Origin of the sequence: Labilibaculum euxinicum, assembly GCF_009795715.1 — a bacterium.
Classification (GTDB): domain Bacteria; phylum Bacteroidota; class Bacteroidia; order Bacteroidales; family Marinifilaceae; genus Labilibaculum; species Labilibaculum euxinus.
In genome coordinates, this window is record NZ_WTCR01000009.1 from 89,530 (window position 1) to 112,344 (window position 22,815).

Sequence of the window (22,815 nt, forward strand, 5' to 3'; positions counted from 1 at the left end):
TCCTTTATTGACAAAAAATTCTAAATTTGTTGTCACGCGATATTAATGATCCAAAAAATTAATGTAAATGTCACAAAATACAGGCAAAATTGTACAGGTTATCGGACCTGTTATCGATGTAAGTTTTGATAAGGAAGGAACCAAGCTTCCTGAAATTTACGATTCTTTAGAGGTCGTGATTGAAAATGGTAAAAATTTGGTTGTTGAGTGTCAGCAGCATATTGGTGAAAATACTGTTCGTGCCATTGCAATGGATTCAACTGACGGTTTGCGTCGTGGAATGGATGTAATTGCAACAGGTTCGCCTATTATGATGCCTCCCGGAGATAAAATCAAAGGTAGATTACTAAATGTTGTTGGGGATACCATTGATGGAATTGGTTCTGTTAGTAAAGAAGGTGGTTATACAATTCACCGAACTCCTCCGGCATTCGATCAGCTTAGTACAGAATCAGAGGTTTTCTATACTGGTATTAAGGTAATTGACCTTATAGAACCATATGCAAAAGGTGGTAAAATTGGTTTGTTTGGTGGTGCTGGTGTTGGTAAAACAGTATTGATTCAGGAATTAATTAATAATATTGCCATTGGTCAGGACGGTTTATCTGTATTTGCTGGTGTTGGTGAACGTACCCGTGAAGGAAATGACTTGCTTCGTGAAATGATCGAGTCAAGAGTTATTCAATACGGAGAAGCGTTTGAAAAAAACATGGAAAAAGGCGGATGGGATCTCTCTCTAGTTGATAAAAAAGCTTTGGATAACTCTCAGGTATCACTCGTTTTTGGTCAGATGAATGAACCACCAGGAGCACGTGCCCGTGTTGCTCTTTCGGGACTAACTGTTGCGGAAAGTTTGCGTGATGGTGATGAAAAGTCAGGTGGACGTGATATTCTTTTCTTCGTAGATAATATTTTCCGTTTTACTCAGGCGGGATCTGAGGTTTCGGCACTACTTGGCCGTATGCCTTCGGCAGTAGGATATCAGCCAACCCTGTCAACAGAAATGGGAGTGATGCAGGAAAGAATTACCTCAACAAAAAGAGGTTCAATTACATCGGTTCAGGCGGTTTATGTTCCTGCGGATGATTTAACAGATCCTGCTCCGGCAACAACTTTTGCCCACTTGGACGCAACCACTGTATTGAATCGTAAGATTTCTGAATTAGGAATTTATCCTGCGGTGGATCCATTGGATTCTACTTCCCGTATTCTTTCAGTAGATGTTGTTGGTGAAGCTCACTATAAATGTGCTACAGATGTAAAAGAGATTTTGCAGCGATACAAAGAATTGCAGGACATTATTGCGATTTTGGGAATGGAAGAACTTTCTGAAGAAGATAAATTGGTCGTGCACCGCGCTCGTCGTGTACAGCGATTCTTATCACAGCCATTCCACGTTGCTGAGCAATTTACCGGATTAAAAGGATGTTTGGTTTCTATTGAGGATACTATTAAAGGTTTTAACATGATTATGGATGGTGAAGTTGACCAATATCCGGAAGCTGCTTTTAACCTTGTTGGTACAATTGAACAAGCTATCGAAAAGGGTGAAAAATTGTTGGCAGAATCTGAAAAAGAATAAAAAGACACCTAAAATACTTGAAGTGTAAGTGCTTGTAAATTAGAATTTTTAATTATGCATTTGGAAATTGTTACGCCTGAAAAGAGTCTGTATTCCGGAGAAGTTGAACTGGTTCAGTTGCCAGGAAAAAACGGATCTTTTGAAATATTGAAAAACCATGCTCCAATTGTTTCAAGTCTGGAGAAAGGAACGATTAAACTTAAATCAGTTGGAGGTGAAGAAATTTTCTTTGAAATCAACGGAGGTGTTGTTGAATGTAAGAAAAATGTAATTTCAGTATTGGCAGATAACTAGAGAAAATAGAAGTTCGTATTTAGTACGATAGTAATCAGTACTAAATATTGGCAATACAACTTATCGTAAAGAGACTTTAGAATTTCTAAAGTCTCTTTTTTATGGCCAACATTGTGGATTTCCTAACTACTCTTACTATTTTTGTGACTATAATTGTTTAAACAAAAGCTGTAAATAGTCTATTTACTCCGTACCAGATACTAGAAAAAATGCCTAAAAAATTCCTGATTATTCGTTTTTCTTCCATAGGTGATATTATTCAATGCATGACAGCTGTTGATGGTATTTTAAACCATTATCCGGATGCTGAGATTCATTGGATTGCGAGAAAGGACATGTCTTCTTTTTTAGCGATGGATCAGCGTATTTACAAAGTTTGGGGATTTGATAGAGGACAGGGATTTAAAGGTCTTATAAAGCAGGCAAAAGAGCTTAAAAAGGAAAAATTCGACTTTGTTTACGATGCTCACAGCAATATTCGATCGATTGTGCTGAAAACAGTATTGGTACCACGATGGAAACGTTGGTTCGGTATTGGATCTAAATATACCATGCGGAGCAAAGATAGAATCAAAAGAATTTTGTTATTCAAGTTTGGTATTGATCGTTTTCCAATGCCTTTTAAAGGGATGCTTTCGTATCGGAAACCTCTTGAAAAATGGGGTTTAACAGATTATTCAAAAGTCAATGCCAATTGGTATTTTCCTGAGGAGTTAAAGATGAAAATGGAGGAGAAGGTTTTTTCAAATTTAAAGGGGGAACCATCCAAATTGGTCACTTTGGTTCCTTCTGCAGCCTGGATGATGAAACGTTGGCCTGTCTCTCATTGGCAAAAGTTGGTGCAGCAATTGCCGGATTATCATTTTGTAATTTTGGCTGGACCAGATGACGTTTTTTGCGAAGAGATTGAGGCTACAGCAAAAGAAAGAGTTCTGAACCTTAGCGGAAAAACCAATTTACTGGAATCCTGTTATTTGGTTCAGAAATCGAACTTGGTAATTTCCGGTGATACTGGTTTTTTGCATGCTGCAGATAAGTTTGGTATTCCTGCTTTATCTTTAATGGGGCCAACTGCATTTGGATTTACCACGGGAGAACAAATCAAAACCCTCGAAGTGGATATGAAATGCCGGCCATGTACAAAAGATGGCTCAGGGAAGTGCAAACAAAAGGTTTACCAGCAATGTATGGTAGATATTACTCCGGAATGGGTGGCCAAAGAAGTGATTCAACGGATGGCCTGAATTATTTTAATCAGTTAACAGATATTTAACACGCTTATTTAAAACAATTAAAAATAAAAGCATATATTTGTATCGCACGCGATATAAATTGAAATGGATTTTTTCAAAATGCAAAACAAACACAAACGATAAAAATAGTCGAAATGAAAAAAATTGCCTTACTGCTAATATTTGCTGTAGGTTTGATGTCTTATCAGACAATAGCACAAACAGAGACAAAGAAAGATTGTAAAAAAGACTGTTGTAAAAAAGAGAAATGTATGAAAGAAGGATTGCATGGCTTTAAAGTAGCCTCTTTAACTGGTGAGGAAGTTGATTTGAATCAGTATAAAGGAAAAGTTGTTTTGGTTGTTAATACGGCAAGTAAATGCGGTTTAACGCCACAATACAAAGGTTTGGAAGCAATGTATCAGAAATACAAAGACCAGGGATTCGTAATTTTAGGATTTCCGAGCAATCAGTTTCTGGAACAAGAGCCTGGAACATCGGAAGAAATTGCTGCTTTTTGTGAGAAAAACTATGGCGTAAGCTTTCCAATGTTCGAGAAAATTGAAGTTCGTGGGGAAAATGCTCATCCTCTTTATAAAATGCTGACTGAAGAAAAACCGTTTTTAGGTTTTGATGATTCAGAATCGGGACAAAAATTCAAGGGATTTATCAGTGAAAAATTTCCTGAGATTTATGAAGGAAACGGGATCAAATGGAATTTCACCAAATTTATTATCGATAGAAATGGAAAAGTGGTAAAAAGAATTGAACCAAACGTTGCTCCTGAAGATTTTGAAGATGAAATAAAAGGAATGTTATAATTCTGATTGTGAATCAGAAAAAATATGAAAAGAGACTTCAATTGATTTGGAGTCTCTTTTTTATGTTTTAACTCAATACAGATGATTCTTATTGATTGTCGAACCAAGTTATAAAACGTTTAATTCCTTCTTCGAAACTAACTTGTGGATTGTAACCAATCAGTTCTTTTGCACGGGAAATGTCAGCATAGGTTTGTTCCACATCACCTGCCTGCATTGGCAGATGATTGATTTTCGGTTCGCATTCAGCGTTTTTCGCTATTATCTCAATCATGTGGCGAAGAAGAATTGGATAGCTGTTGCCCAGGTTTATGGTTTCAAAAACCTGTTCGTGATTGAATAGATAGCTGCAGCTTTTTACAATTCCTTCCACAGTATCATCAACGAAAGTATAATCTCTTGCCGTTGAACCATCTCCAAACATTGGAATCGGCTGCTTATTCCGGAACAATTTCAGAAATTTATGAATGGCCAGATCGGGTCGCTGACGAGGACCAAAAACAGTGAAAAATCTCATGTTAATGATATCCAAATCGTACAAATGATGGTAGCTGTGGTTTAAAACTTCGCAGGATTTTTTGGAAAAAGCATAAGGCGAAATGGCCCGGTCAACATTGTGATTTTCCGAAAAAGGAACCTCTTTGTTGTTGCCGTAAACCGATGAGGAGGAAGCAAAAGCCAGCTTTTTAATTCCCTTTTTTCGCATGAAATCCAATACATTTCGGGTTGCAGTGATATTGCTGTCGATGTATCCTTGCGGATCTTCGATAGAAGGCCGGACTCCCGCCTTGCCCGCCAAATGCACAACCAAATCAATTGGATCTTCGATGATATCCAAACTTGAATCAATCCGTAAATCCAGTTCATGAAATGTAAAGGATGAATTCTGAAAAAAAGGATTCATATTTTCTTCTTTTATATTTCTCGGATAAAATGGATCGAAATTATCGATACCAATAACTTTATATCCCAGCAATAGTAATTTTTCTGAAAGATGAGATCCAATAAAACCAGCACATCCGGTTACAAGAATGGTTCTTTTTGTTGATTTATTCTCCACAGTTTGCATATTTACTTCTGACTTATTTTTTTGGATTTGATTCAAAAAGAGTGAATCAAAATTAGATAAATCCATATCAATTATCTTCAACAACCGAAGAATTAACTTAAAAGTAAAACAAAGCTATTCTATAATCATGAAAGATGACTGATTTTGCCTGAAATATTATTTTTTTTAACTAATAGTATCCTATTGTTTGATCTTAATAAGAGTCATGTATTTTTGAAAGTACAGCTTGCTGCCTTTTGGTTGACGATTGTAATCGTAATGATCGATTGTTTCAAATTCCATATTTTGAAGCTGCAAGTCCGAGAACAATTCCTTAGGATTCTCAGAGGAGAAAACTACAAATGATTTCTCCTTAGGGAATTCAGTTAAATCTTCTGTATTCCAAGACTTTACTTCTCGGCCAACTTCCCAAACCAATTCAATTCTAAATTCTTCCTTACCAATACTATATAGGTTTAAATCTTTTATTGATTCGATATTTCGTGCCTCCCGGATATTTTTAAATTCTTTATTTCTGTTTTGTAAGTTACCTGTGTTTGGAATTATGAACACTTCAGTAATTGTCATTAAACAAATCAAACCAAAAACAAAGTTTAGAATGTTTTTTGTTTTCCATGCCATCAGCAATAACAGAAAAATTCCTTCGGAAATAAGAGCAAAAAGAACAAATGCGAGTAATGATATTTGCTGATCCTGATAGAAAAAGATAAAAATACCAACAGGCATTACAAGAGCAACAATGGCAATTAACCAGATGTTAACTCCAAAAATGAGATTGTCCCATTTGTCAGCCGTTTTGTTTTTAAAAACCTGAAATAAGTGCTGAATTAATTGCCCGGCTAGTAAAGCGCCAGGAATTAGTACAGGAAGTAGATATCGGTCTTTTTTTTCTGGTATCAGCGATAGCAGCACAACAGCTGTAATGGTCCAGATTAGTGCAAATTTGTATTCTTTTTTGGCTTCGAATCGTTTAAGGGCATATGGAAAAATTAATGCTGAGAAAATAATCAGTGTCCAGATTCCTGATTGAATAGGGAAATTCCAATAGTAATAAAACGGACGAACATGACGGTTCATCCAAGAGCCGGATTCCAGCTTAGCAATTGCGGCAGCTTCATCAGCGTGAACCAAAGAGATAAAAACAGGCCACCAAAAGCTGATCACAATAAAAATTCCAATGGCTAATAAAAGCGGCTGCCATTTTTGTAGAATTACTTTTCCATCGTATACCCATGAATAGGCAACTAAAAATGGAATTAAAACGGCAAAAAATGCGACGGGTCCTTTACTTAAGAAGGATAAACCCAAAAAGATACCGGCACCAATAAATAATCTCCAGTTTTTATTTTCTGTTTTCCAGGCTTTATGAAAAAAGAGAATGGCACCAAGTATAAAACTATGACAGTAAATATCCCAGGTTCCGGTTCTTCCCATATAAACGATATAAAAACTTGATGCTAAAACGAGACTATTGCATAAAGCAGCTATTCTGTTTTTATTTAGGGAAATGGTGAAGAAATACATCAAGATTACCATTAGGGAACTGACCATTGCCGCCGGAAATCGAAGCATACTTACATTTTCGATTCCAAACCAGTTTCCAAATACTGCTGTAATCCATGTAGGAAGCGGTGGTTTTGCCAAGCGCAATTCGCCGTTCATTGTGGGAACAAGCCAGTTTCCTTTTTCAATCATTTCACGGGCAGTCACAAAGTTTCGTGCTTCCATGATATTCACAAAAAAACTACTGTTGGCAAAGAAGAATGCGAAGTAGCAAACCACTAGTAGAAATAAAATATGAACAGAAGTTTTGTTCTCAAACAGATAACGTTGAATCATTTTAAGTTGAGTTTAGTGATCTAACTTGTGAGATTGTTTTCGAATAAGTATGATGTTTCTGCAGTAAACCAACATCCCAAAACCCTGACCAAGAAAAAGAACAGGATCTTTTCGATAGAGAGCATAAGATAAGATCATGATTGATCCGATGATGCTGATGACCCAAAAACCCATAGGAAGTACAGATTCTCCTTTACGTTCAGAGTAGATCCATTGGTAAACAAAACGGAAAGTAAAGGTAATTTGTCCTGCTACCCCCCAAATTAAAAGAAGAGTTGGAATGTCTTCGTTTTTAAATAATTGCTGATAGTGAAATCCCCAGTTTTTTAGCATGAAAACTAAAACAACAACAGGAGTTATAATGGCAATTAGTCGTGTTAATATGGGCAAGGTTTTCCAATTGTTCTGGATGTGCAGATTTCGGATGTAAATGGAATAAGCAATCACTTGTCCCATAATAATGGCAAAATCATCGCGCAGCAAGCCGTAAATAAACAGCATCCACGAAGCCAAAATACTGATTTGCCAAAATAATACCGGAGATAAGGTTTTTCCGGCTTTTTCAGATTTTACCCACTGCACAATTAACCGTGCTGAAAACAGAGCTTGTGCAAAAAAACCAATGGCGTAAATATACATGCTGTCCATTAGCTACGAGAAATAACTTCGTAATTAATGTAACGTTTTTTCATCCAGCGATAAGCGAAACAATCTTTAAAAGGGCCAACCAAACGGTTGAAAAGATGGTATTTGGCCTCGCCTGCAATTCTTGGAAAATGGCGTACCGGAATTTGTTTTATTTCACCTTCCTGCAACATGATTAAGGCTGGAATGAAACGGTGCATTCCTGTAAAGAAAGGCATTTTTTTAGCGTAATCGGTTTTCATTATTTTCAGCGGACAACCAGTATCTTCAGCGGTATCCTTAGTCATATAACGGCGAAATCCATTTGCAATTTTTGAGCTCATGTTTTTCACAAAGCTGTCTTTTCGGTTTTGACGAACACCTGTTACCAGAGCAAATTCATTTCGATGTTCCATTAATAAATCAAAATCGAACGGGGTAGTTTGTAAATCAGAATCGATGTAGCCAACAAAAGGAGTTGTTGTATTGTCAAAACCAGCCTTAATAGCTGCGCTTAAACCATGATTCTTATTTAGTTCCAAATAAGAAAAACGATCAGAATTATTGCAAATGTCTTCAATCATTTTTTGACTTCCATCCGATGAACCATCGTTCACAAAAAGTACTTTTGAGGCATATTTTGAGCTTGCAAAGTAGGCTGTAAATTCCTCTTTTACACGCTGCATATTATCTTCCTCGTTAAAAACGGGAACAATGATCGTTAATTCGAATTCTTTTTCTTGCTGGCTCATTAAGTTTGGTTTAACGAATTGGTAGTGGTATAAGTATTGCCAAACAAATCACAATACAGATAATACATTTTTTCTAAATATACATTTTTTCAAAGATATGAATTGAATGTGTACTTTTTGATTGAAATAAGTAAAAACATAACGGGACGAGATGGTTTCTTTACTTGTAAAAGTGCAATTTTTGCCGAGACTTAAAAAGAGGAAACGGGACATTCTTAAATTTAGGAGCTAATAATACAACCTTTGAGGTTGTATTATTAGGGAATCCTTTCATTTTTATTTAGCCTTTTTAAGGTGTTTCAAAATTAGTTTTGCAGAACAGCGCCAACTATGGGTATAAGGTTTTTTAGTCTTTAAAAGAATATTTTTCATGGTGAAAAAGATAACTGGCTGTTTGATAGTAAGTAATTGCATCTTTTAATTCGGCCGGATTTATTTGTTCCGCATCTTGTTCTTCTCCGGATATTTTAAAGGATTCGGTTCGTTTTACAGGCAATTGAACAATCAGTTGATCGTTTTGTAACAAGCCAATTTTCTGATAAGTGCCAATTAATGCACGGTTTGGTTTCTCCAAAAGAATGTCTTTGCCAAAAAATTTGGATGTGTAATCCATATTTAAAAGCCCCAGAATAGTCGGAGCAAAATCAATTTGAGACGACAGTGTATTATTTTCGGATGGCTGAATAATATTCGGAGCATAAATAATAAGCGGAATGTGGTATTTATTTACCGGAAGAGATGTTTTTCCTGCACTTGAAGCACAATGATCTGCAACAATTACAAAAATAGTATTCTTGAACCATTCGTGATCTTTTGCTTCACGAAGAAATTTAGCAATGGCATAGTCAGTATACTTAACAGCACCGTTTCTTCCTGTGTGTGATGGAATATCAATTTTTGAATCAGGGTAAGTATAAGGACGATGATTGGATGTTGTCATGATAAAATTATGAAAAGGTTTTCCCTCTTTATAACTGCTGTCGGCCACCTGACATGCTTTCGCAAACAGGTCTTCGTCGCAAACACCCCATGCATTTTCAAATGTAATTTCATTGTCCAGAAAATCATTTCGATCAACCACATTGTATCCGTTGTTTCCAAAGAAGTAGTTCATATTATCAAAATAACCGTTTCCGGCATAAATAAAGCTTGAATTATAACCTTTTGAGGTCAATATATTTCCAAGGGTAAACATGCCTTCGTTTTTTGGTCGTTTAACGATAGAAAATCCAGGAGTTGGCGGCAAGGAGAGAGTTAGTGCTTCCATTCCACGAACTGTACGTGTACCTGTGGCATAAAAATTGGTGAAAAAAAGCGATTGCTGAACAATCGTATCCATGTTGGGAGTAATATTGTCTTTTCCGCCAAAACGAGTAAAAAATGACCCGCTCAGGCTCTCAACAGTGATCAGCATTACATTGTATTTTTTATCGTCGCCCGGATAAGTAATTTTTCTGCTTACATCAAAAACATCCTCACTTGTAAATTCACTGTTTGATGTTTTTATCAACTTTCGAAGGTTTGTAAAAGCCTCTTTATCATCGATTGATTGATAAAAGGAATTGTAGTTAAGCTCATTGTTTCGGAAGGCTGCGAAAATCTGATAGATTCCGTTGTGAGCCAGCTCATTGGAGTATGTGTTTTTAGTTATTTCTGCTGAACTTTTATTGATTGAATAGAATGCAGCAAGAGGGAACATCCACAAAATAACACAGGTGATAAGACGCTTAACGAATCGGGATTCTGAATGGATGCTAAGGTCGAAATTCTTTTTAACCAAGGCAAAAATTCCTCCTGAAACCAATAGCATACCTAATATGATAGCAGGCATTGGGTAGGACTCCCGAATATTGGAAACAACTTCGTGAGTGTAAACCAGATAGTCAACAGCAATAAAGTTGTATCGCACACTAAATTCTTCCCAAAAAAACCATTCGCCGATTCCCGAAAAAACTAGGATTCCAATCGTTACAATAAAAAGCACATAAGAAATCCAGCGATGGATTTTGGAGTTAAATATTTTATCAGGAACAAACAGCAGATAGATTGTAAAAGGAATGATAAAGTAGGAAATGGTTACCAGATCGTAAAATAAGCCTATGCTGTAAATTTGGATAAACCGGATAAAGTTTAGATCTACATTTTGGAAATCAGTAATTAATAGAATGGTGCGGATCAGAAAAGAAATGGCAAGGAAAATGAAACCAAACAGTACAAGACCACCAAATCGACTACGCAGGATATTTTTGAACGTCATATTTTATTAAATTATTACGAGCCAAAAAAACAACCTGATTCTAACAAAAAGCTAACAATCCTGTAATTTGAATGTAAATAAGTGTTTAAAATCCTTAAAAGAATAGTTGATATCGATTTTATAATGGTCTGCTATTTTTTTTACAATAGCCAAACCAATTCCTGTTGATCCAACATTTTGGCTTTCTGTATAAAACCGATTAAAGATCATCTCGGGTTGGTTAATGGCTTGTTCACCCGAATTAGCAATTGTAAAATAATCTTCAGCTAAATATATCGAAATTTCTTCACCATTCTTACTGTGTTTTAGGGCATTTACAAAAATATTCTGAATCAATAGGTTGGCTAATCTTTTGTCCATTAACAATTGGCAGTTGTCCGCAGCAGAAAGAGAAACCTGTAGGTTTCTATCTTGTATTACATCCTGAAATGCATTGATCCAATAGTTGAAAATTTGATTCAAGGAGACATGATCTCTCTCATTAAATTGTCCGTGGTCAATTTTTGCAAGCAAGAGCAGTGCTTTGGTAATGCCTGAAAGTTTATCTGTAGAAAGATATATTTCCCGTATTGTTTTGATTGTTTTCTCATCTAAATCGGAGTCAGAAAATAAGTTTTCACATTTATTTCGAATAACTGCAAGCGGAGTTTGAAGCTCGTGGGCAGCATTGGCGGAGAATTCCTTAGTTGCTGTGTAATCCTTTTCCAATCGACTCGACATCATGGAAAGCACTTGGTTTAAATCATCAAACTCATTAATTCCGGTAGCTGTTAATTCCAATTTTGATGGAGGAGTAAAAGAATAAGATTTTATTTTTTCAATATTGTCATTAAATGTTTTCCATAGGGAGGTATTTAACCGACTTGTAAATAGCAGTAAACCGATGAAAATTAATAATAAAACACTGGATATTAGGGTGGTGAAAATTGTGAAAATGTCATCGAATTCCATCAGCATTTGCCGTGTTGTAATTCGATAATATTTTTCATTAATTGATTGAGTGGTTGTGAATTCTCTATAAGGAGTTAGTTCATTTTGGTACAAGTCCAAAATCAATGTGTCTTTTTTGATATTTGTTCTATTTTCTGAGGAAGAAATGGGAGTAGCTATATCCGTAGGATAGATGCTCTGAAATTCTCCTTTTTCCTTAAGTACCTCAAAAATTTCTTTAGCTTCAAGACGCAATTGCTGGTCAATTTCTTCTTTTAAAAAGTAATTGCTCATTGCAATAATTATAACATCAGCTATTAGAAATACCAGAATACCATATTTGAAATAGGATCTGTTGATCTTAGTTAAGAGTTTCATTTTTTAATGATTATCTAATTTATAGCCAAACCCATGAACAGTTTTGATGTAATTTTCTCCGGTATGATTTTTGATTTTTTTCCGGAGTCGGTTGATGTGTGTGTAAATAAAATCGGAGTTATCCATAAAAATCGGATTTTCGCCCCACACATGTTCAAATAAACTCTCTTTAGTAAGAACTCTATTTTTATTTTCGATAAAATACAGCAGTAAATCAAATTCTTTTCGGCTAAAATCTACTTGTTCATTCCTAATTTTCACCTGATTGGAACGAGTATCAATTTCCAATTCGCCAAAGCTTAACACCTGATTTTCGGCTTGAAAGTTTCTCCGCACAAGAGCATTGATGCGTGCATTGAGTTCTGAAAGATGAAATGGTTTTACTAAATAATCATCAGCACCTAAATTAAGACCATCAACCCGGTCTTCCAGCTTATCGCGGGCTGAAATAATGATCACACCTGTATTGGACCAAATTGATTTAATAAAAGAGATGCAATCCAATCCATCTCCATCGGGAAGTCCCAAATCAAGAAGTACAATGTGGAAAAATTTTTTATCGAAAAGAGATTTGCCGTCTTTAATCAGCTCCACACAAGTACATTGAAATCCACAACTTGAAAGATAATCAGCTAAGATTTTTTGCAGCGAAAGGTCATCTTCAATAATTAGAATTTCTTTTTTCATGATGAGAGATAAGAAGTAAGCTTAGTTCTTACAAACTTAAAAAAAGGGAAGAAGATTTCTTAATAGAAAAAGATTTTTTGCTTCTTTTGAATCAATCAGATGGCAGGATTTTGAAATTATTGGTAAATCTTTGCCTTTTATGTAAATTCGAACTCATAAATCAGTTAATAAAAAGAAAGAAATGAAGAGTCTTCGTAATTATTTCGATATCGTAATGAATTTTTTGAGTCGTGGAGTATGGAACATGCGCTTAAAAGAATTGTCCGGACCTCGTTATTTTTTAATTCGGCAATTACGAATTTATCTTTTGGCTATTAAAGGCTTTTACGAAGACAAATGTCAATTGCGGGCATCTGCCTTAACTTTTTATTCCATTTTATCAGTGGTGCCTGTTTTGGCTATGGGTTTTGGAATTGCCAAAGGATTCGATTTGGAACAGAAGCTAGAGAAGGAACTGATAGCGAATCTTTCCGGTCAGGAAGAAGTCTTGAACTGGCTGATTGAGTTTGCGAACAAGATGCTGATCAATACAAAAGGATCGCTAGTTGCTGGATTGGGATTTGTCATCTTGTTTTGGTCGGTATTAAAGGTTTTAACCAATATCGAGGAATCGTTTAACGATGTTTGGCGAATAAAGAAGGGGAGAACCTGGGGGCGCAGATTCAGTGATTATACTGCGATCATGATTTTTGCACCCATTTTACTGATTGGTTCCAGCGGTGCAACAGTTTTCTTAAAAACCATGATTAAACAGGTAACCCAAGGGAATACGTTGATGGAAGCAGTTGGGCCGTATCTCAGCTTTCTGATTAATTTAACTCCTTATTTTTTGGTTTGGACTTTATTTACCATGCTGTACACCTTTATGCCGAATACGCATGTGAAATTTAAATCGGGTTTACTTGCGGGAGTAATTGCCGGTACAATTTATCAAATATTTCAGGTTTTATACATTGAGTTTCAGGGGATGGTTACAACCTATAATGCTGTTTACGGTAGTTTTGCCGCCTTGCCGCTATTTTTAATGTGGTTGCAGATGAGTTGGTTGGTGGTTTTGTTGGGCGCAGAAATTTCGTTTGCTGAGCAGAATGTTGAAAATTACGAGTACGAAACAGAAACCTCCGAAATAGCATACGACTACAAACGCTTGTTAAGTATATATGTTCTGCATTTAATTATCCATAATTTTAAAAAGGATCAAGTCCCCATGCTTTCGCAGGATATTTCTCATCGATTACAGATGCCTATCCGTTTGGTACGGGAAATTCTTTTCGATTTGATAAATGCCCGATTGGTGGCAGAATTAGTAACCGATACAGACAAACAAATAGCATACCATCCGGCTTTTGATATTAATACCATGTCGGTAAACAAAGTGATTGATATTTTGGAGAATACAGGATCTGATAAGATTCCTGTTTTGGAGACCGAGACATATGTAGAACTAAAATCTATTTTGCAGGACTACCGAAATTCAGTTTCATCGAGTCAGCAAGAGACATTTTTGAAGGATATTGATTTGGATAAGGAGTTTACCTTAAAGGAAAGCTAGGGATATTAAGAAAGACATAAAAATCATCACAAAGAACACAAAGACACATGATCTTCATTTTCGGAGCCAACGATAAAACAATAGAACAGCAGCAATGTCATAATCAAGAGCATTGTTATCATTGCAACAACACCACAAAATGGATATTGGAAAAGAACGCTACTTATGCCAGTTTGTTCTTTATATCGGTATTTCCAATAAAAACGCGATACATTCACTACTGTCCAATTTGTAAAAACGGAAATCAATTGAACGAAGATGAATACAATCGGAAAAAGAATGCCCGTTGATTTTCAATCAGGGTATTCCTATATTTAATCATCTATTAGTAAAAACACTAGACTTAATATTGATGAAAAATATTCTCTTACTACTGTTCGCTTTAAACTTGGTATTGGCATCATGCAATCCGGCTTCTAAAAAAGCTGAAACAGCCGTTTCCGAAATACAGGAACAAGCCGGATACCCTGAATTGGTTGAGTTTGAATCTTTGGATTCATTGATAATTAGCGCTCACTTGTATCAGATTGATGAGACATCTCCGTATATTCTACTTTGCCATCAGGCCCGGTTCAACAAATTTGAATATGCCGGTATTGCCGAACGATTAAACGAGATGGGTTTTAACTGTCTGGCAATTGATCAGCGTTCGGGCGGCCCCATTGGCAATACTCAGAACGAAACCTATTTAAGAGCTCTTAAAGCGGCAAAAGGAGTCGATTATCTGGATGCTGAAGCAGACATTACAGCAGCCATCGATTATTTGACTCAGGAATACAGCTCGAAAGTAATCTTGTGGGGATCTTCCTATTCCTCAACACTGGCATTGTATATTGCAGCCAAACGAGAGGATGTAAGCGCGGTTATTTCTTTTAGTCCGGGTGATTATCTGGCCGAAACCAAAGGCTCATTAGCCGATGTTTTGGAAGATTTTAACAAGCCCATGTTTCTAACCAGTTCGAACAGCGAAGCAAAAAGTGTGACCGATTTGCTCGCAAAGCATAAATTACTCGAAAAACAGGTTCAGTTTGTTCCCGAAGGAGCCGGACATCATGGTTCCCGTGCTTTGTGGAAAAATCAGCAAGGCGGAGAAGAGTATTGGGTGGCCATAACCGGTTTCTTAAATCAACTGAAATAAAACAGGCTGGCAGAGTGGTGTTTGTTCAGAAGCAAGTAACAAGTATCAAGTAACAAGTATCAAGTAACAAGTATCAAGTAAAAAAAGAGTCTAAAGCTTTCTTTCCGAAATTCTCCTTTTTTAAGGGGATCCCGAAAGTTTTCGTGGAGCCGACAGGTTGAGGTGTGAAAGGGAGAGATAAATCCGCAGATCTTTTTCCCATTTTAAGTGGAGATGTTCGAAGAACTGAGGGGGTGCTTAATATTTACAAACAAACTATTGCCCGGGAAGCGAATATTTGTGTAAAAGAGCAGAGGAGGGTTATTCAATAGCAAGCAAAAGAAAGAGCAAACCCGCCCAGGTTTGCTCTTCTTATAATTAGCCCGTTGTTTTTATTCTGCAGGAATCTCTTCTGCGGCGGCTTTCGATCGAATGCTTTTGCGGATTTGCGCCTTAGCATTCACGGCCTCGATGGTCTCGGTAATTACACCAAGAATTTCCTGGTAGATTTCCGGCATTGCTTTTACTGCATTTTCGAGATGAGGCAGTAATCTTTCATTCACAATTTTTCTCACCTCATTTTTTAGTGCCGAAGGAGCCGTAATATTCTCTTTAACGGCATTTGCCTCCATTATTTTCGAGTAAGCTGTTTCTAAATCAGAGGTCGATTGTTTAAACTTTTCAACTCTGGGACTAACAGCAATCAGATTGGCAATTTTCGCCTTAAATTGCGCACTGTCTAAATTACCCAGCAGCGCTTTGCTTAATGCCAATTGTTTCTCGCAGCTCTGTTTATGAAGATTCAAATTATGCGACTTTAATAAGCCCCAAACATCAACAGCATCCTGCACCAGATTCGCATCGGGCAAATACGTATTTGCCTTTACAAACTGCTTTAAGCACACAAAATCGTTGTCGGCAATCTCATCCTCTTTTCTAAGGTTCTCGGCCAAAGCACCACTAAGGCTGTACTCAATCGACCGGGTAAGATCTTTATTTGTCGTTCCCAAATCTGCAATAATATGGCTCAATATCTGGTCGGCCGACCAATCTTTTTTGTCCAGTTCACCAACAATAACACTTGTGCCGGTACTAATTTCATTGCTGTCGCAATAATGATAATAGTTTATAGTCATTCTCTCTGATAATTTTAGCGAAGTCTGAGCCGGAAAGGTAAAAAGCGGTGCAGAGCTTCTGTGTTAAAAATGTTTTGTGTTGGATATTTTTGGGCTATCGGACAGCTAATCTACAAAATCAATCTAACAGTAAGCATGTTTTTAATGAAAAATACTATGATAATTTCAAATCGCATGATTTAAGTGCTTACAGCTTCGGTATTTCCATCAGTCTATTTTATTATCTGATTTTATTGCCATGATATAGTAAAATTAAATGCTTAAATGTATTTAACGACTATTTATGTGGTATTTCGCCAGGTATGCATCAAAAATTCTTCCGGTTTCAGTTTCAACTCACATGCAAAGCTTGTTTTTGAATTGTATTAGGCCTTGTTTCATTCAAAAACATCGATTTTCGCATTGTCTGCAGCCTTTTCTCTTACGAAAAGGCCAAAAATGAACTCATATTTGCATTGCCGAAGAGAAAATGGACAGCTTGTCATGCCTGTAAGCCATTTATTTTGAGTTGACAGCCATTTTTGAGCTGAAAAGACCACTGCCGAAGAGAATTTGATCACATTTGCCATCAAATTGCCCATTTCACATCAGAATTGCCCACAATTACATTCAAATTGCTCATTGCCGAAGAGAAAACGCTCAAATTTGCACAAACGAGTTCATTTCTGATCAGAAATCTGCCAATTTGTCCTTCACTTATCAATGCCGAAGAAGAATTCCTGTTTTTAGCACTCATTTGAGCAATTCTCTTCGGCGGCGGTCTGCGAAAATATATTTATGGTTGAATATGTAAGAGCAAAGCTTTCAACTTTCCGCTCAATCGCTTATGGCAACTAAAAACCTTATAAATAGTACCCCGATAGTGATTATAATTTGCTAGATTTGGGATTGTGAATTGTAAATAGCTGCACAATACACCCCCATACGGCATGTGTTGTGTACCTTTTTATTTGATATAGTAGAAATAAATGTATATACACATTCACAATCGTTGTGTGTAACCATAAAACCACAAAATAATGACAAGTATACCATTAATTGAAATTCCTTATGAGGAGTTAAAATCATTAGTAATAACATCTATAAAAAAACAGGGAAATTCATTTCAGTTTAGTAATTTGTGTAATTCTATTGGGGCTATTGCTGTCGAAAAAGAAATTGTGCAAAATCCGCATGAGCCGAATTTTCAAGCAATTTATTTTCCTCTTCAAAAAAGAGATGAAAATAGAGTTCGTGAAATTTTATGGGATTTGATAATTGAACGAGTAATTACGATTGGAGATTATCAGAATGACTCATGGCCTCATTTAAGTTTAACTGATTATGGACAAAGAGTTTTGGACTCTGAAGAACCTGTACCAAATGACCCTTCTGAATATTTGAAAAGAATAAAAAAGGAAATTCCAGAACTAGATAATATTATAGAAACATACCTCGCAGAGAGTGTAAGGACATATAATATTAATCAATTACTATCAGCTACAATAACGCTCGGTTGTGCATCTGAAAAAGCTCTTTTACTATTGATTGATACATTTAGAGATACTTTTGAAGATACAGTCAAACAAGAACGATTTCGAAAAAAAATTGAAGGGAAATTTATCAAAACGCAATTCGATGAATTAAATAAAGAACTTCAATTTATTAAGGGAAGTCTACCCTACGAATTAAAAGATAATTATACGAACACCTTGATTGGTATTTTTGAGATGATTAGAAGTAATCGGAATCAAGCAGGTCATCCAACAGGTAAGAAAATAGACAAAGATACACTATTCGCTAATTTGCAGGTATTTATACCTTATTGTAAGCTGATATACAATCTTAAAGGATATTTTAATGATCATAAGCACTAGAAAATGGCAACACACAACAAAAGTAACCGTTGCACAACCAACTAATATTTCAAAACAGATATAATTAAAGCTCTAAAATCATGTGAATTCACATGTTTTCAGAGCTTCCTTTTTTAGGTTAAAAATCCAGAGATTTTAAATTATTGAGAGCTTAAAATGGAGTTAAATACGCCAAATAACATTCTAAAAACAGAAAAACAGGTAATGGCTTCATTTACCATTATCTCAGTCTTTTTATTAACAAATTTCAGCAGTTTTTTCAGATTATAGGCCGTTGCAGACATGTGCATTACCTTGTTGGCCTGAGTAATGCCGATGGTGTTAATTTTCCGAAGTCCCATGAACTGAGTTAGAGTCCCGAAAACAGGCTCTACAGTTGATTGCCTTTTGCCTTTCATGTACCGCCCGTATTTACTGCGAACACGCTTATTGTTTCGTTCATACTCATCTACATACACTGTAATCCCAATCTTCTTTTCAAAACTCTTGCCAATGCATTTTTGTTTTATTGGACAGTTTTTACAATCACTCCGCTTGGTTAAGTAATGGTTTTGCAAGGAGTTTTTCACCATTCTCTGTTTGCGGAAAGTCACTTTCTTGCCTTGTGGACATAGCCAATAATTCTCTTCTTTACAGAAAGTAAAACCTGCTGGGCCTCCCTTATAAGTACCGTGTGGAGGAATGTAACTAATAATATTTTCCTTCTCTAAAAAGGCATAATTTTCACCACTGCTGTAACCTGCATCAGCAAGCAGATTTCGCCAAAGCAATCCTTGTTTTTTAAGCCTTTGATGTAAGCGTTTGGTGGCGTCCTGCAGATACTGATTGTCTTTTTTGTCAGCATGATAAGCCTTAACATCGGTGATCACATGATTGGATGTATCAACACTTATATTGTTTAGATAGTTTAATTTTCTCGCCTTACCTGGCTTGACACTTATTCGGGCATCCGGATCGGTGGGACTGTAATGGGTTTTGTTGCTGGTATATTTTGCTCCTTTGTTGCTGGCTCCGGGACGTTGATCCTGATTTTTCTGCCAATTACGATTACGGCTTTTTACTTGTTGTAATTCCTGATTACTCGCCGTGATGATCTGCTGGGTTTTAGGTGCTTTATTCTCTTTGGATTTACGATCTTCCCGACTCTGATAACGAGCTTTTTGAAGGTAGGCTTCCAGTTGTTCTTCCGGAACTTTTAACTCCAGACTATCCATGCTGGCATTGGCTTTTATAGGGGCTGAATCCATAGCCTGAGTGTGTCCGCAAACCATCCCCTTCTCAACACACATACTCAGCACATGAGTGAAAACTTCCTCAAATAAATTCTCCGGAAATAATTGACGTGTCCGGCTTAAGGTACTGTGCCATGGCAGCTCTTCATCAATGTCAAATCCTAAGAAGTAGAGAATGTCCAGTCGCATGGAACAATGATCAATTATCTTTCTGTCACTGATGATATTTTCCAGATAACCAACCAAACACAGTTTGTAGAAAACCACAGGATCGATACTCTTCTGTCCGCATTTACCATAGTAAACATGCGTTTGTTGGTATAAAAAGGACAAATCTAAAACCTCTTTTAATCGGCGGTAGAAGTTGTTTTCGGGAACCCGGTGTGAGAGTTGAAAGCTTGAAAATAACTTCTCCTGATAAAGCTTCTTTCCTTGCATTTTTATTTACAAGTTATGCCATAGCTATTGATTTAGAAAGAATATATTGTTAGATTTATCAACAAGTTATCAAGAGTTGTGCAACAGACACAAAAGCTAAATTTCATGGGCGGTGATGAGTCGTTTTAAAGTTTAATACAATTAATGAACACCAGCAAACCTCTTTAATTGGTTTGTTTAAAACCAATAAGGCCAAAGGACACAAACGAAAAAATCAACAAATTTTAATAGTTCTTGCGTTAACAATTAAGACTTAAAAAAAATCAAAAACAATTAATGGAAACCTGAGCCCATTAAAAAAAACGGGGAGACACCGAAAATCCATAAGAGTAGGAAGTAAAAAAACGAATTATGAAAAAAACAATTTTGACCTTAACCGCAATTGTCTTTGCTTTTAGCACCTTTGCCAATGACATTTTAACCCTCAACAATGAAATGGTTTTTGAAGGAAAAGTAAAAAGAATCAAAGACTGTGCAATTGTCTTCAAATCAGAAGGTAATAAATACATTGTTCCTGCATCAGAAATATATTCAATTGAATTTGAAAATGCAGAAGATAAAGTTTATACAAACTATCTGGAAATGCAAGCTGACGAAGAAAACAAATGTTTTAATGCAAGACTTGATGCAGAAAACTATCACGGTAAAAAGGGTGGTCACTTTGTTTTAGGAGTATTATTTGGACCATTTGCAATTATAGGAACTGCATTGGCAAATCCAACTCCTGAAAAAGGGAGACAGACCTATATGATGTCTAAAAACAAAGACCAATTCAGCGACCCTGAGTATTTAAGTTGTTACAGGAAAAAAGCAAAAGGACAGCTTATTGGAATGGAAGCTTTAGGTTGGGGCGCCTGGATATTATTGGTTTTAGCCTTATAAGCAGGAATTCAAAAAACCACATAACAACTAAGCATTCGTGTGGCAGGAACTGCCCAATAGCTACGGTGGGTTAACTCCCCGCTGCCACACGATTGAATCGTGTTGTAATTTAAACAAAGACAATCATAAAATTTGTATCTTCTACGGTATAAAAATACCTGCCATGAGATACTTACTAGCTATCAGCCTATTATTTGCAACACTTTCCTGCTCAAATTCTTCCGAAAAGGGAAGGATGATTGATTCCGGGAAATTGACTCATCTTATCTCCCAAAAGGATAAAACCCTGGTATATGTTTGGACCACTTGGTGCAGTGGCTGCCGCAAAACATTGGCCGAAACGCTGCCCAGACTTCAGGAAACTATCGATACTTCCGAATATCAGATACTGCTAATTGCAGCAAGTAAAAACAAAGAAGAAGTTGATTCTTTAGTTTCCGCTTCGGGCTTACAAATAAATTCCTGGTTTCTCGATTTCACTGGTCCCGATAAAGGTGTGTTCCAGAATTTGGGCATTCAGTTCCTGTTGGAAAAAACCTTTCCGAAGGCTGAGATATTTACCCGGGCTATTCCCGTTTTCTTTCTGGTTGACAGAAATGGGAAAGTGCTGAACAAAAAGTTGCCGCATTGCTACGATGAGTTTATGAATGTAATAAGCCGAAATAATTAGATTCTAATAACAAATCTGCTAATTTTGATTCCCTGATTGTTTTGCAGGAATGGCTCATAAAGAGTACTTTTGCTGAGTGTTAGAAAGAAGGTGTTTTTGCCTTGAAAAAGCAGAAATCATTCTAAATAGTGAATTTTTTATTTTTCCAGATAAGGGGATTTTTTAGATGAATAGAAGTGAAATTGAATTAATGGCGCCGGTTGGTTCGTACGAATCATTGATGGCCGCCATACAGGGAGGAGCCAATTCTATCTATTTTGGCATTGAGCAGTTGAATATGAGATCAAGATCTTCGAATAACTTTACCATCGAAGATTTGCACAATATTGCTTCTATTTGCAAGGAGAACAATATCAAATCGTATCTTACAGTGAATACTGTTTTGTTCGATCATGATATTAAAGTGATGCACAAAATTGTAGATGCGGCAAAAGAAGGTGGCGTAACAGCAATTATTGCTGCCGATGTTTCTGCAATCATGTATGCCCGCACAATTGATGTGGAAGTACACATTTCGACGCAATGCAACATTACCAACATCGAGGCAGTAAAGTTCTACGCTCAGTTTGCCGATGTGGTAGTTCTGGCGCGGGAATTGAATTTGAATCAGGTAGCAGCTATTTACAAGCAAATTGTTGATGAGGAAATCCGCGGTCCAAAAGGGGAGTTGATTCAGATTGAAATGTTTGCCCACGGAGCATTGTGTATGGCAGTTTCAGGGAAATGCTATTTGAGTCTGCATGAGAAAAATTCATCGGCAAATCGTGGTGCCTGCATGCAAACATGCCGAAAAGCCTATATCGTTACCGAAAAGGAATCTGGAAATCAGCTGGAGATCGATAATGAATACATCATGTCGCCAAAAGACTTGTGCACCATTGGTTTTCTAAATAAAATGCTCGATGCAGGAGTTCGTGTCTTGAAATTTGAAGGCCGGGCCCGTTCTCCGGAATATGTAAAAACAGTGGTTTCAAATTATAACGAAGCCGTTGATGCGTATCTGGAAGGTGCTTATACCCGCGATAAAATCGACCAATGGATGGAGAATCTGGCAACAGTCTTTAATCGTGGTTTTTGGGATGGTTACTATCTTGGGCAAAAGATTGGTGAATGGAGTGAGGAGTACGGCAACCGGGCAACCAAGCGTAAAATGCTGATTGGTAAGGGAACCAATTACTTTGCCAAGATTAAAGTGGCCGAATTCTTATTGGAGTCGCAGGAACTAAAAGTGGGTGATCAGATTTTAATAACCGGACCAACAACCGGAGTAATTGAAACAACCGTAAAAGAAATTCGTGTTGATCTGAAATCAGTTGAAAAAGCTGTTAAAGGAGATAGTTTCTCCATTTCCATGGATACAATGATTCGCCGATCGGATAAATTGTATAAGATTGTAGAGGTAACTAACGACTTAATTCAGTAGAAAGTCTAAAGTATCTTGAAGAGTCTGCAATAATTGAAAATAAT

At 36.6% G+C, this 22,815-nt stretch carries 20 protein-coding genes; 11 read left to right on the plus strand and 9 right to left on the minus strand.

Annotated features, from left to right (window positions below; all coding sequences use genetic code 11):
* Positions 1-67: 67 nt before the first annotated feature.
* From atpD to GQR60_RS13060, 4 genes are all read left to right on the plus strand, one after another.
* Positions 68-1,582, plus strand: a complete 1,515-nt coding sequence (gene atpD, locus GQR60_RS13045) for a F0F1 ATP synthase subunit beta (RefSeq protein WP_124993355.1) — start codon at positions 68-70, stop codon at positions 1,580-1,582.
* Positions 1,583-1,636: 54 nt separating this feature from the next.
* Entirely contained in the window at positions 1,637-1,876 is a 240-nt protein-coding gene (atpC, locus tag GQR60_RS13050) for an ATP synthase F1 subunit epsilon (protein WP_124993356.1), read from the plus strand.
* Between the two features lie 209 nt (positions 1,877-2,085).
* The gene (locus GQR60_RS13055) at positions 2,086-3,120 is read left to right on the plus strand and encodes a glycosyltransferase family 9 protein (RefSeq protein ID WP_124993357.1); all 1,035 of its coding nucleotides are present in this window, start codon (positions 2,086-2,088) and stop codon (positions 3,118-3,120) included.
* A gap of 143 nt (positions 3,121-3,263) precedes the next feature.
* A complete protein-coding gene (locus GQR60_RS13060) occupies positions 3,264-3,929 on the plus strand; it encodes a glutathione peroxidase (RefSeq protein ID WP_306598576.1) in 666 nt (221 codons plus the stop codon).
* An 88-nt stretch (positions 3,930-4,017) separates the two neighbouring features.
* Here the strand turns inward: GQR60_RS13060 and GQR60_RS13065 are convergent, their stop codons facing one another.
* The 7 genes from GQR60_RS13065 to GQR60_RS13095 all read right to left on the minus strand — a co-directional run bounded on the left by GQR60_RS13065 (position 4,018) and on the right by GQR60_RS13095 (position 12,465).
* A complete protein-coding gene (locus tag GQR60_RS13065; RefSeq protein ID WP_306598574.1) occupies positions 4,018-4,989 on the minus strand; it encodes a GDP-mannose 4,6-dehydratase in 972 nt (323 codons plus the stop codon).
* 189 nt (positions 4,990-5,178) lie between these two features.
* Positions 5,179-6,837 (minus strand): ArnT family glycosyltransferase, encoded by a 1,659-nt coding sequence (locus tag GQR60_RS13070; protein WP_124993358.1) that lies wholly within the window; start codon positions 6,835-6,837, stop codon positions 5,179-5,181.
* 12 nt (positions 6,838-6,849) lie between these two features.
* Positions 6,850-7,485: a lipid-A-disaccharide synthase N-terminal domain-containing protein gene (locus tag GQR60_RS13075; protein WP_124993359.1), complete on the minus strand. Its 636-nt coding sequence runs from the start codon at positions 7,483-7,485 to the stop codon at positions 6,850-6,852.
* The gene (locus GQR60_RS13080) at positions 7,485-8,213 is read right to left on the minus strand and encodes a glycosyltransferase (RefSeq protein WP_124993360.1); all 729 of its coding nucleotides are present in this window, start codon (positions 8,211-8,213) and stop codon (positions 7,485-7,487) included. Before GQR60_RS13080 ends, GQR60_RS13075 begins: the two co-directional genes overlap by 1 nt.
* 346 nt (positions 8,214-8,559) lie before the next feature.
* Positions 8,560-10,470, minus strand: coding sequence for an LTA synthase family protein (locus GQR60_RS13085; RefSeq protein WP_124993361.1), 1,911 nt, complete (start codon positions 10,468-10,470; stop codon positions 8,560-8,562).
* 51 nt (positions 10,471-10,521) lie between these two features.
* Positions 10,522-11,778 (minus strand): sensor histidine kinase, encoded by a 1,257-nt coding sequence (locus tag GQR60_RS13090; RefSeq protein ID WP_124993362.1) that lies wholly within the window; start codon positions 11,776-11,778, stop codon positions 10,522-10,524.
* Between the two features lie 3 nt (positions 11,779-11,781).
* Positions 11,782-12,465 (minus strand): response regulator transcription factor, encoded by a 684-nt coding sequence (locus GQR60_RS13095; RefSeq protein WP_124993363.1) that lies wholly within the window; start codon positions 12,463-12,465, stop codon positions 11,782-11,784.
* Positions 12,466-12,646: 181 nt separating this feature from the next.
* On the opposite strand from GQR60_RS13095, the gene GQR60_RS13100 reads away from it, so the two are divergent.
* The 3 genes from GQR60_RS13100 to GQR60_RS13110 all read left to right on the plus strand — a co-directional run bounded on the left by GQR60_RS13100 (position 12,647) and on the right by GQR60_RS13110 (position 15,155).
* A complete protein-coding gene (locus tag GQR60_RS13100) occupies positions 12,647-14,017 on the plus strand; it encodes a YihY/virulence factor BrkB family protein (protein ID WP_124993364.1) in 1,371 nt (456 codons plus the stop codon).
* Between the two features lie 47 nt (positions 14,018-14,064).
* The gene (locus GQR60_RS13105; protein WP_124993365.1) at positions 14,065-14,307 is read left to right on the plus strand and encodes a zinc-ribbon domain-containing protein; all 243 of its coding nucleotides are present in this window, start codon (positions 14,065-14,067) and stop codon (positions 14,305-14,307) included.
* A gap of 62 nt (positions 14,308-14,369) precedes the next feature.
* The gene (locus GQR60_RS13110; protein WP_124993366.1) at positions 14,370-15,155 is read left to right on the plus strand and encodes an alpha/beta hydrolase; all 786 of its coding nucleotides are present in this window, start codon (positions 14,370-14,372) and stop codon (positions 15,153-15,155) included.
* 371 nt (positions 15,156-15,526) lie between these two features.
* Here the strand turns inward: GQR60_RS13110 and GQR60_RS13115 are convergent, their stop codons facing one another.
* Entirely contained in the window at positions 15,527-16,270 is a 744-nt protein-coding gene (locus GQR60_RS13115; protein WP_124993367.1) for a DUF6261 family protein, read from the minus strand.
* Positions 16,271-17,289: 1,019 nt separating this feature from the next.
* On the opposite strand from GQR60_RS13115, the gene GQR60_RS13120 reads away from it, so the two are divergent.
* Positions 17,290-18,126, plus strand: a complete 837-nt coding sequence (locus tag GQR60_RS13120; protein ID WP_124993368.1) for a hypothetical protein — start codon at positions 17,290-17,292, stop codon at positions 18,124-18,126.
* A 140-nt stretch (positions 18,127-18,266) separates the two neighbouring features.
* Here GQR60_RS13120 and GQR60_RS13125 read toward each other — a convergent pair whose 3' ends face one another.
* Positions 18,267-19,796, minus strand: a complete 1,530-nt coding sequence (locus GQR60_RS13125) for an IS1182 family transposase (protein ID WP_225441414.1) — start codon at positions 19,794-19,796, stop codon at positions 18,267-18,269.
* A 351-nt stretch (positions 19,797-20,147) separates the two neighbouring features.
* Between GQR60_RS13125 and GQR60_RS13130 the strand changes: the two genes are divergently transcribed.
* The 3 genes from GQR60_RS13130 (at position 20,148) to GQR60_RS13140 (ending at position 22,771) form a co-directional block, all read left to right on the plus strand.
* Positions 20,148-20,678, plus strand: coding sequence for a hypothetical protein (locus GQR60_RS13130; RefSeq protein ID WP_124993369.1), 531 nt, complete (start codon positions 20,148-20,150; stop codon positions 20,676-20,678).
* 163 nt (positions 20,679-20,841) lie between these two features.
* Positions 20,842-21,348 (plus strand): TlpA family protein disulfide reductase, encoded by a 507-nt coding sequence (locus GQR60_RS13135; RefSeq protein ID WP_124993370.1) that lies wholly within the window; start codon positions 20,842-20,844, stop codon positions 21,346-21,348.
* Positions 21,349-21,514: 166 nt separating this feature from the next.
* Positions 21,515-22,771 carry a peptidase U32 family protein gene (locus tag GQR60_RS13140; protein WP_124993371.1) on the plus strand — a complete coding sequence of 419 codons (1,257 nt, stop codon included), beginning with the start codon at positions 21,515-21,517 and terminating at the stop codon, positions 22,769-22,771.
* Positions 22,772-22,815 lie beyond the last annotated feature (44 nt).

Coding starts and splice junctions, on each gene's coding strand:
- atpD (WP_124993355.1), top strand. CDS start 68: ATGTCACAAAATACAGGCAAAATTGTACAGGTTATCGGACCTGTTATC.
- atpC (WP_124993356.1), top strand. CDS start 1,637: ATGCATTTGGAAATTGTTACGCCTGAAAAGAGTCTGTATTCCGGAGAA.
- GQR60_RS13055 (WP_124993357.1), top strand. CDS start 2,086: ATGCCTAAAAAATTCCTGATTATTCGTTTTTCTTCCATAGGTGATATT.
- GQR60_RS13060 (WP_306598576.1), top strand. CDS start 3,264: ATGAAAAAAATTGCCTTACTGCTAATATTTGCTGTAGGTTTGATGTCT.
- GQR60_RS13070 (WP_124993358.1), bottom strand. CDS start 6,837: ATGATTCAACGTTATCTGTTTGAGAACAAAACTTCTGTTCATATTTTA.
- GQR60_RS13075 (WP_124993359.1), bottom strand. CDS start 7,485: ATGGACAGCATGTATATTTACGCCATTGGTTTTTTTGCACAAGCTCTG.
- GQR60_RS13080 (WP_124993360.1), bottom strand. CDS start 8,213: ATGAGCCAGCAAGAAAAAGAATTCGAATTAACGATCATTGTTCCCGTT.
- GQR60_RS13085 (WP_124993361.1), bottom strand. CDS start 10,470: ATGACGTTCAAAAATATCCTGCGTAGTCGATTTGGTGGTCTTGTACTG.
- GQR60_RS13090 (WP_124993362.1), bottom strand. CDS start 11,778: ATGAAACTCTTAACTAAGATCAACAGATCCTATTTCAAATATGGTATT.
- GQR60_RS13095 (WP_124993363.1), bottom strand. CDS start 12,465: ATGAAAAAAGAAATTCTAATTATTGAAGATGACCTTTCGCTGCAAAAA.
- GQR60_RS13100 (WP_124993364.1), top strand. CDS start 12,647: ATGAAGAGTCTTCGTAATTATTTCGATATCGTAATGAATTTTTTGAGT.
- GQR60_RS13105 (WP_124993365.1), top strand. CDS start 14,065: ATGATCTTCATTTTCGGAGCCAACGATAAAACAATAGAACAGCAGCAA.
- GQR60_RS13110 (WP_124993366.1), top strand. CDS start 14,370: ATGAAAAATATTCTCTTACTACTGTTCGCTTTAAACTTGGTATTGGCA.
- GQR60_RS13115 (WP_124993367.1), bottom strand. CDS start 16,270: ATGACTATAAACTATTATCATTATTGCGACAGCAATGAAATTAGTACC.
- GQR60_RS13120 (WP_124993368.1), top strand. CDS start 17,290: ATGACAAGTATACCATTAATTGAAATTCCTTATGAGGAGTTAAAATCA.
- GQR60_RS13125 (WP_225441414.1), bottom strand. CDS start 19,796: ATGCAAGGAAAGAAGCTTTATCAGGAGAAGTTATTTTCAAGCTTTCAA.
- GQR60_RS13130 (WP_124993369.1), top strand. CDS start 20,148: ATGAAAAAAACAATTTTGACCTTAACCGCAATTGTCTTTGCTTTTAGC.
- GQR60_RS13135 (WP_124993370.1), top strand. CDS start 20,842: ATGAGATACTTACTAGCTATCAGCCTATTATTTGCAACACTTTCCTGC.
- GQR60_RS13140 (WP_124993371.1), top strand. CDS start 21,515: ATGAATAGAAGTGAAATTGAATTAATGGCGCCGGTTGGTTCGTACGAA.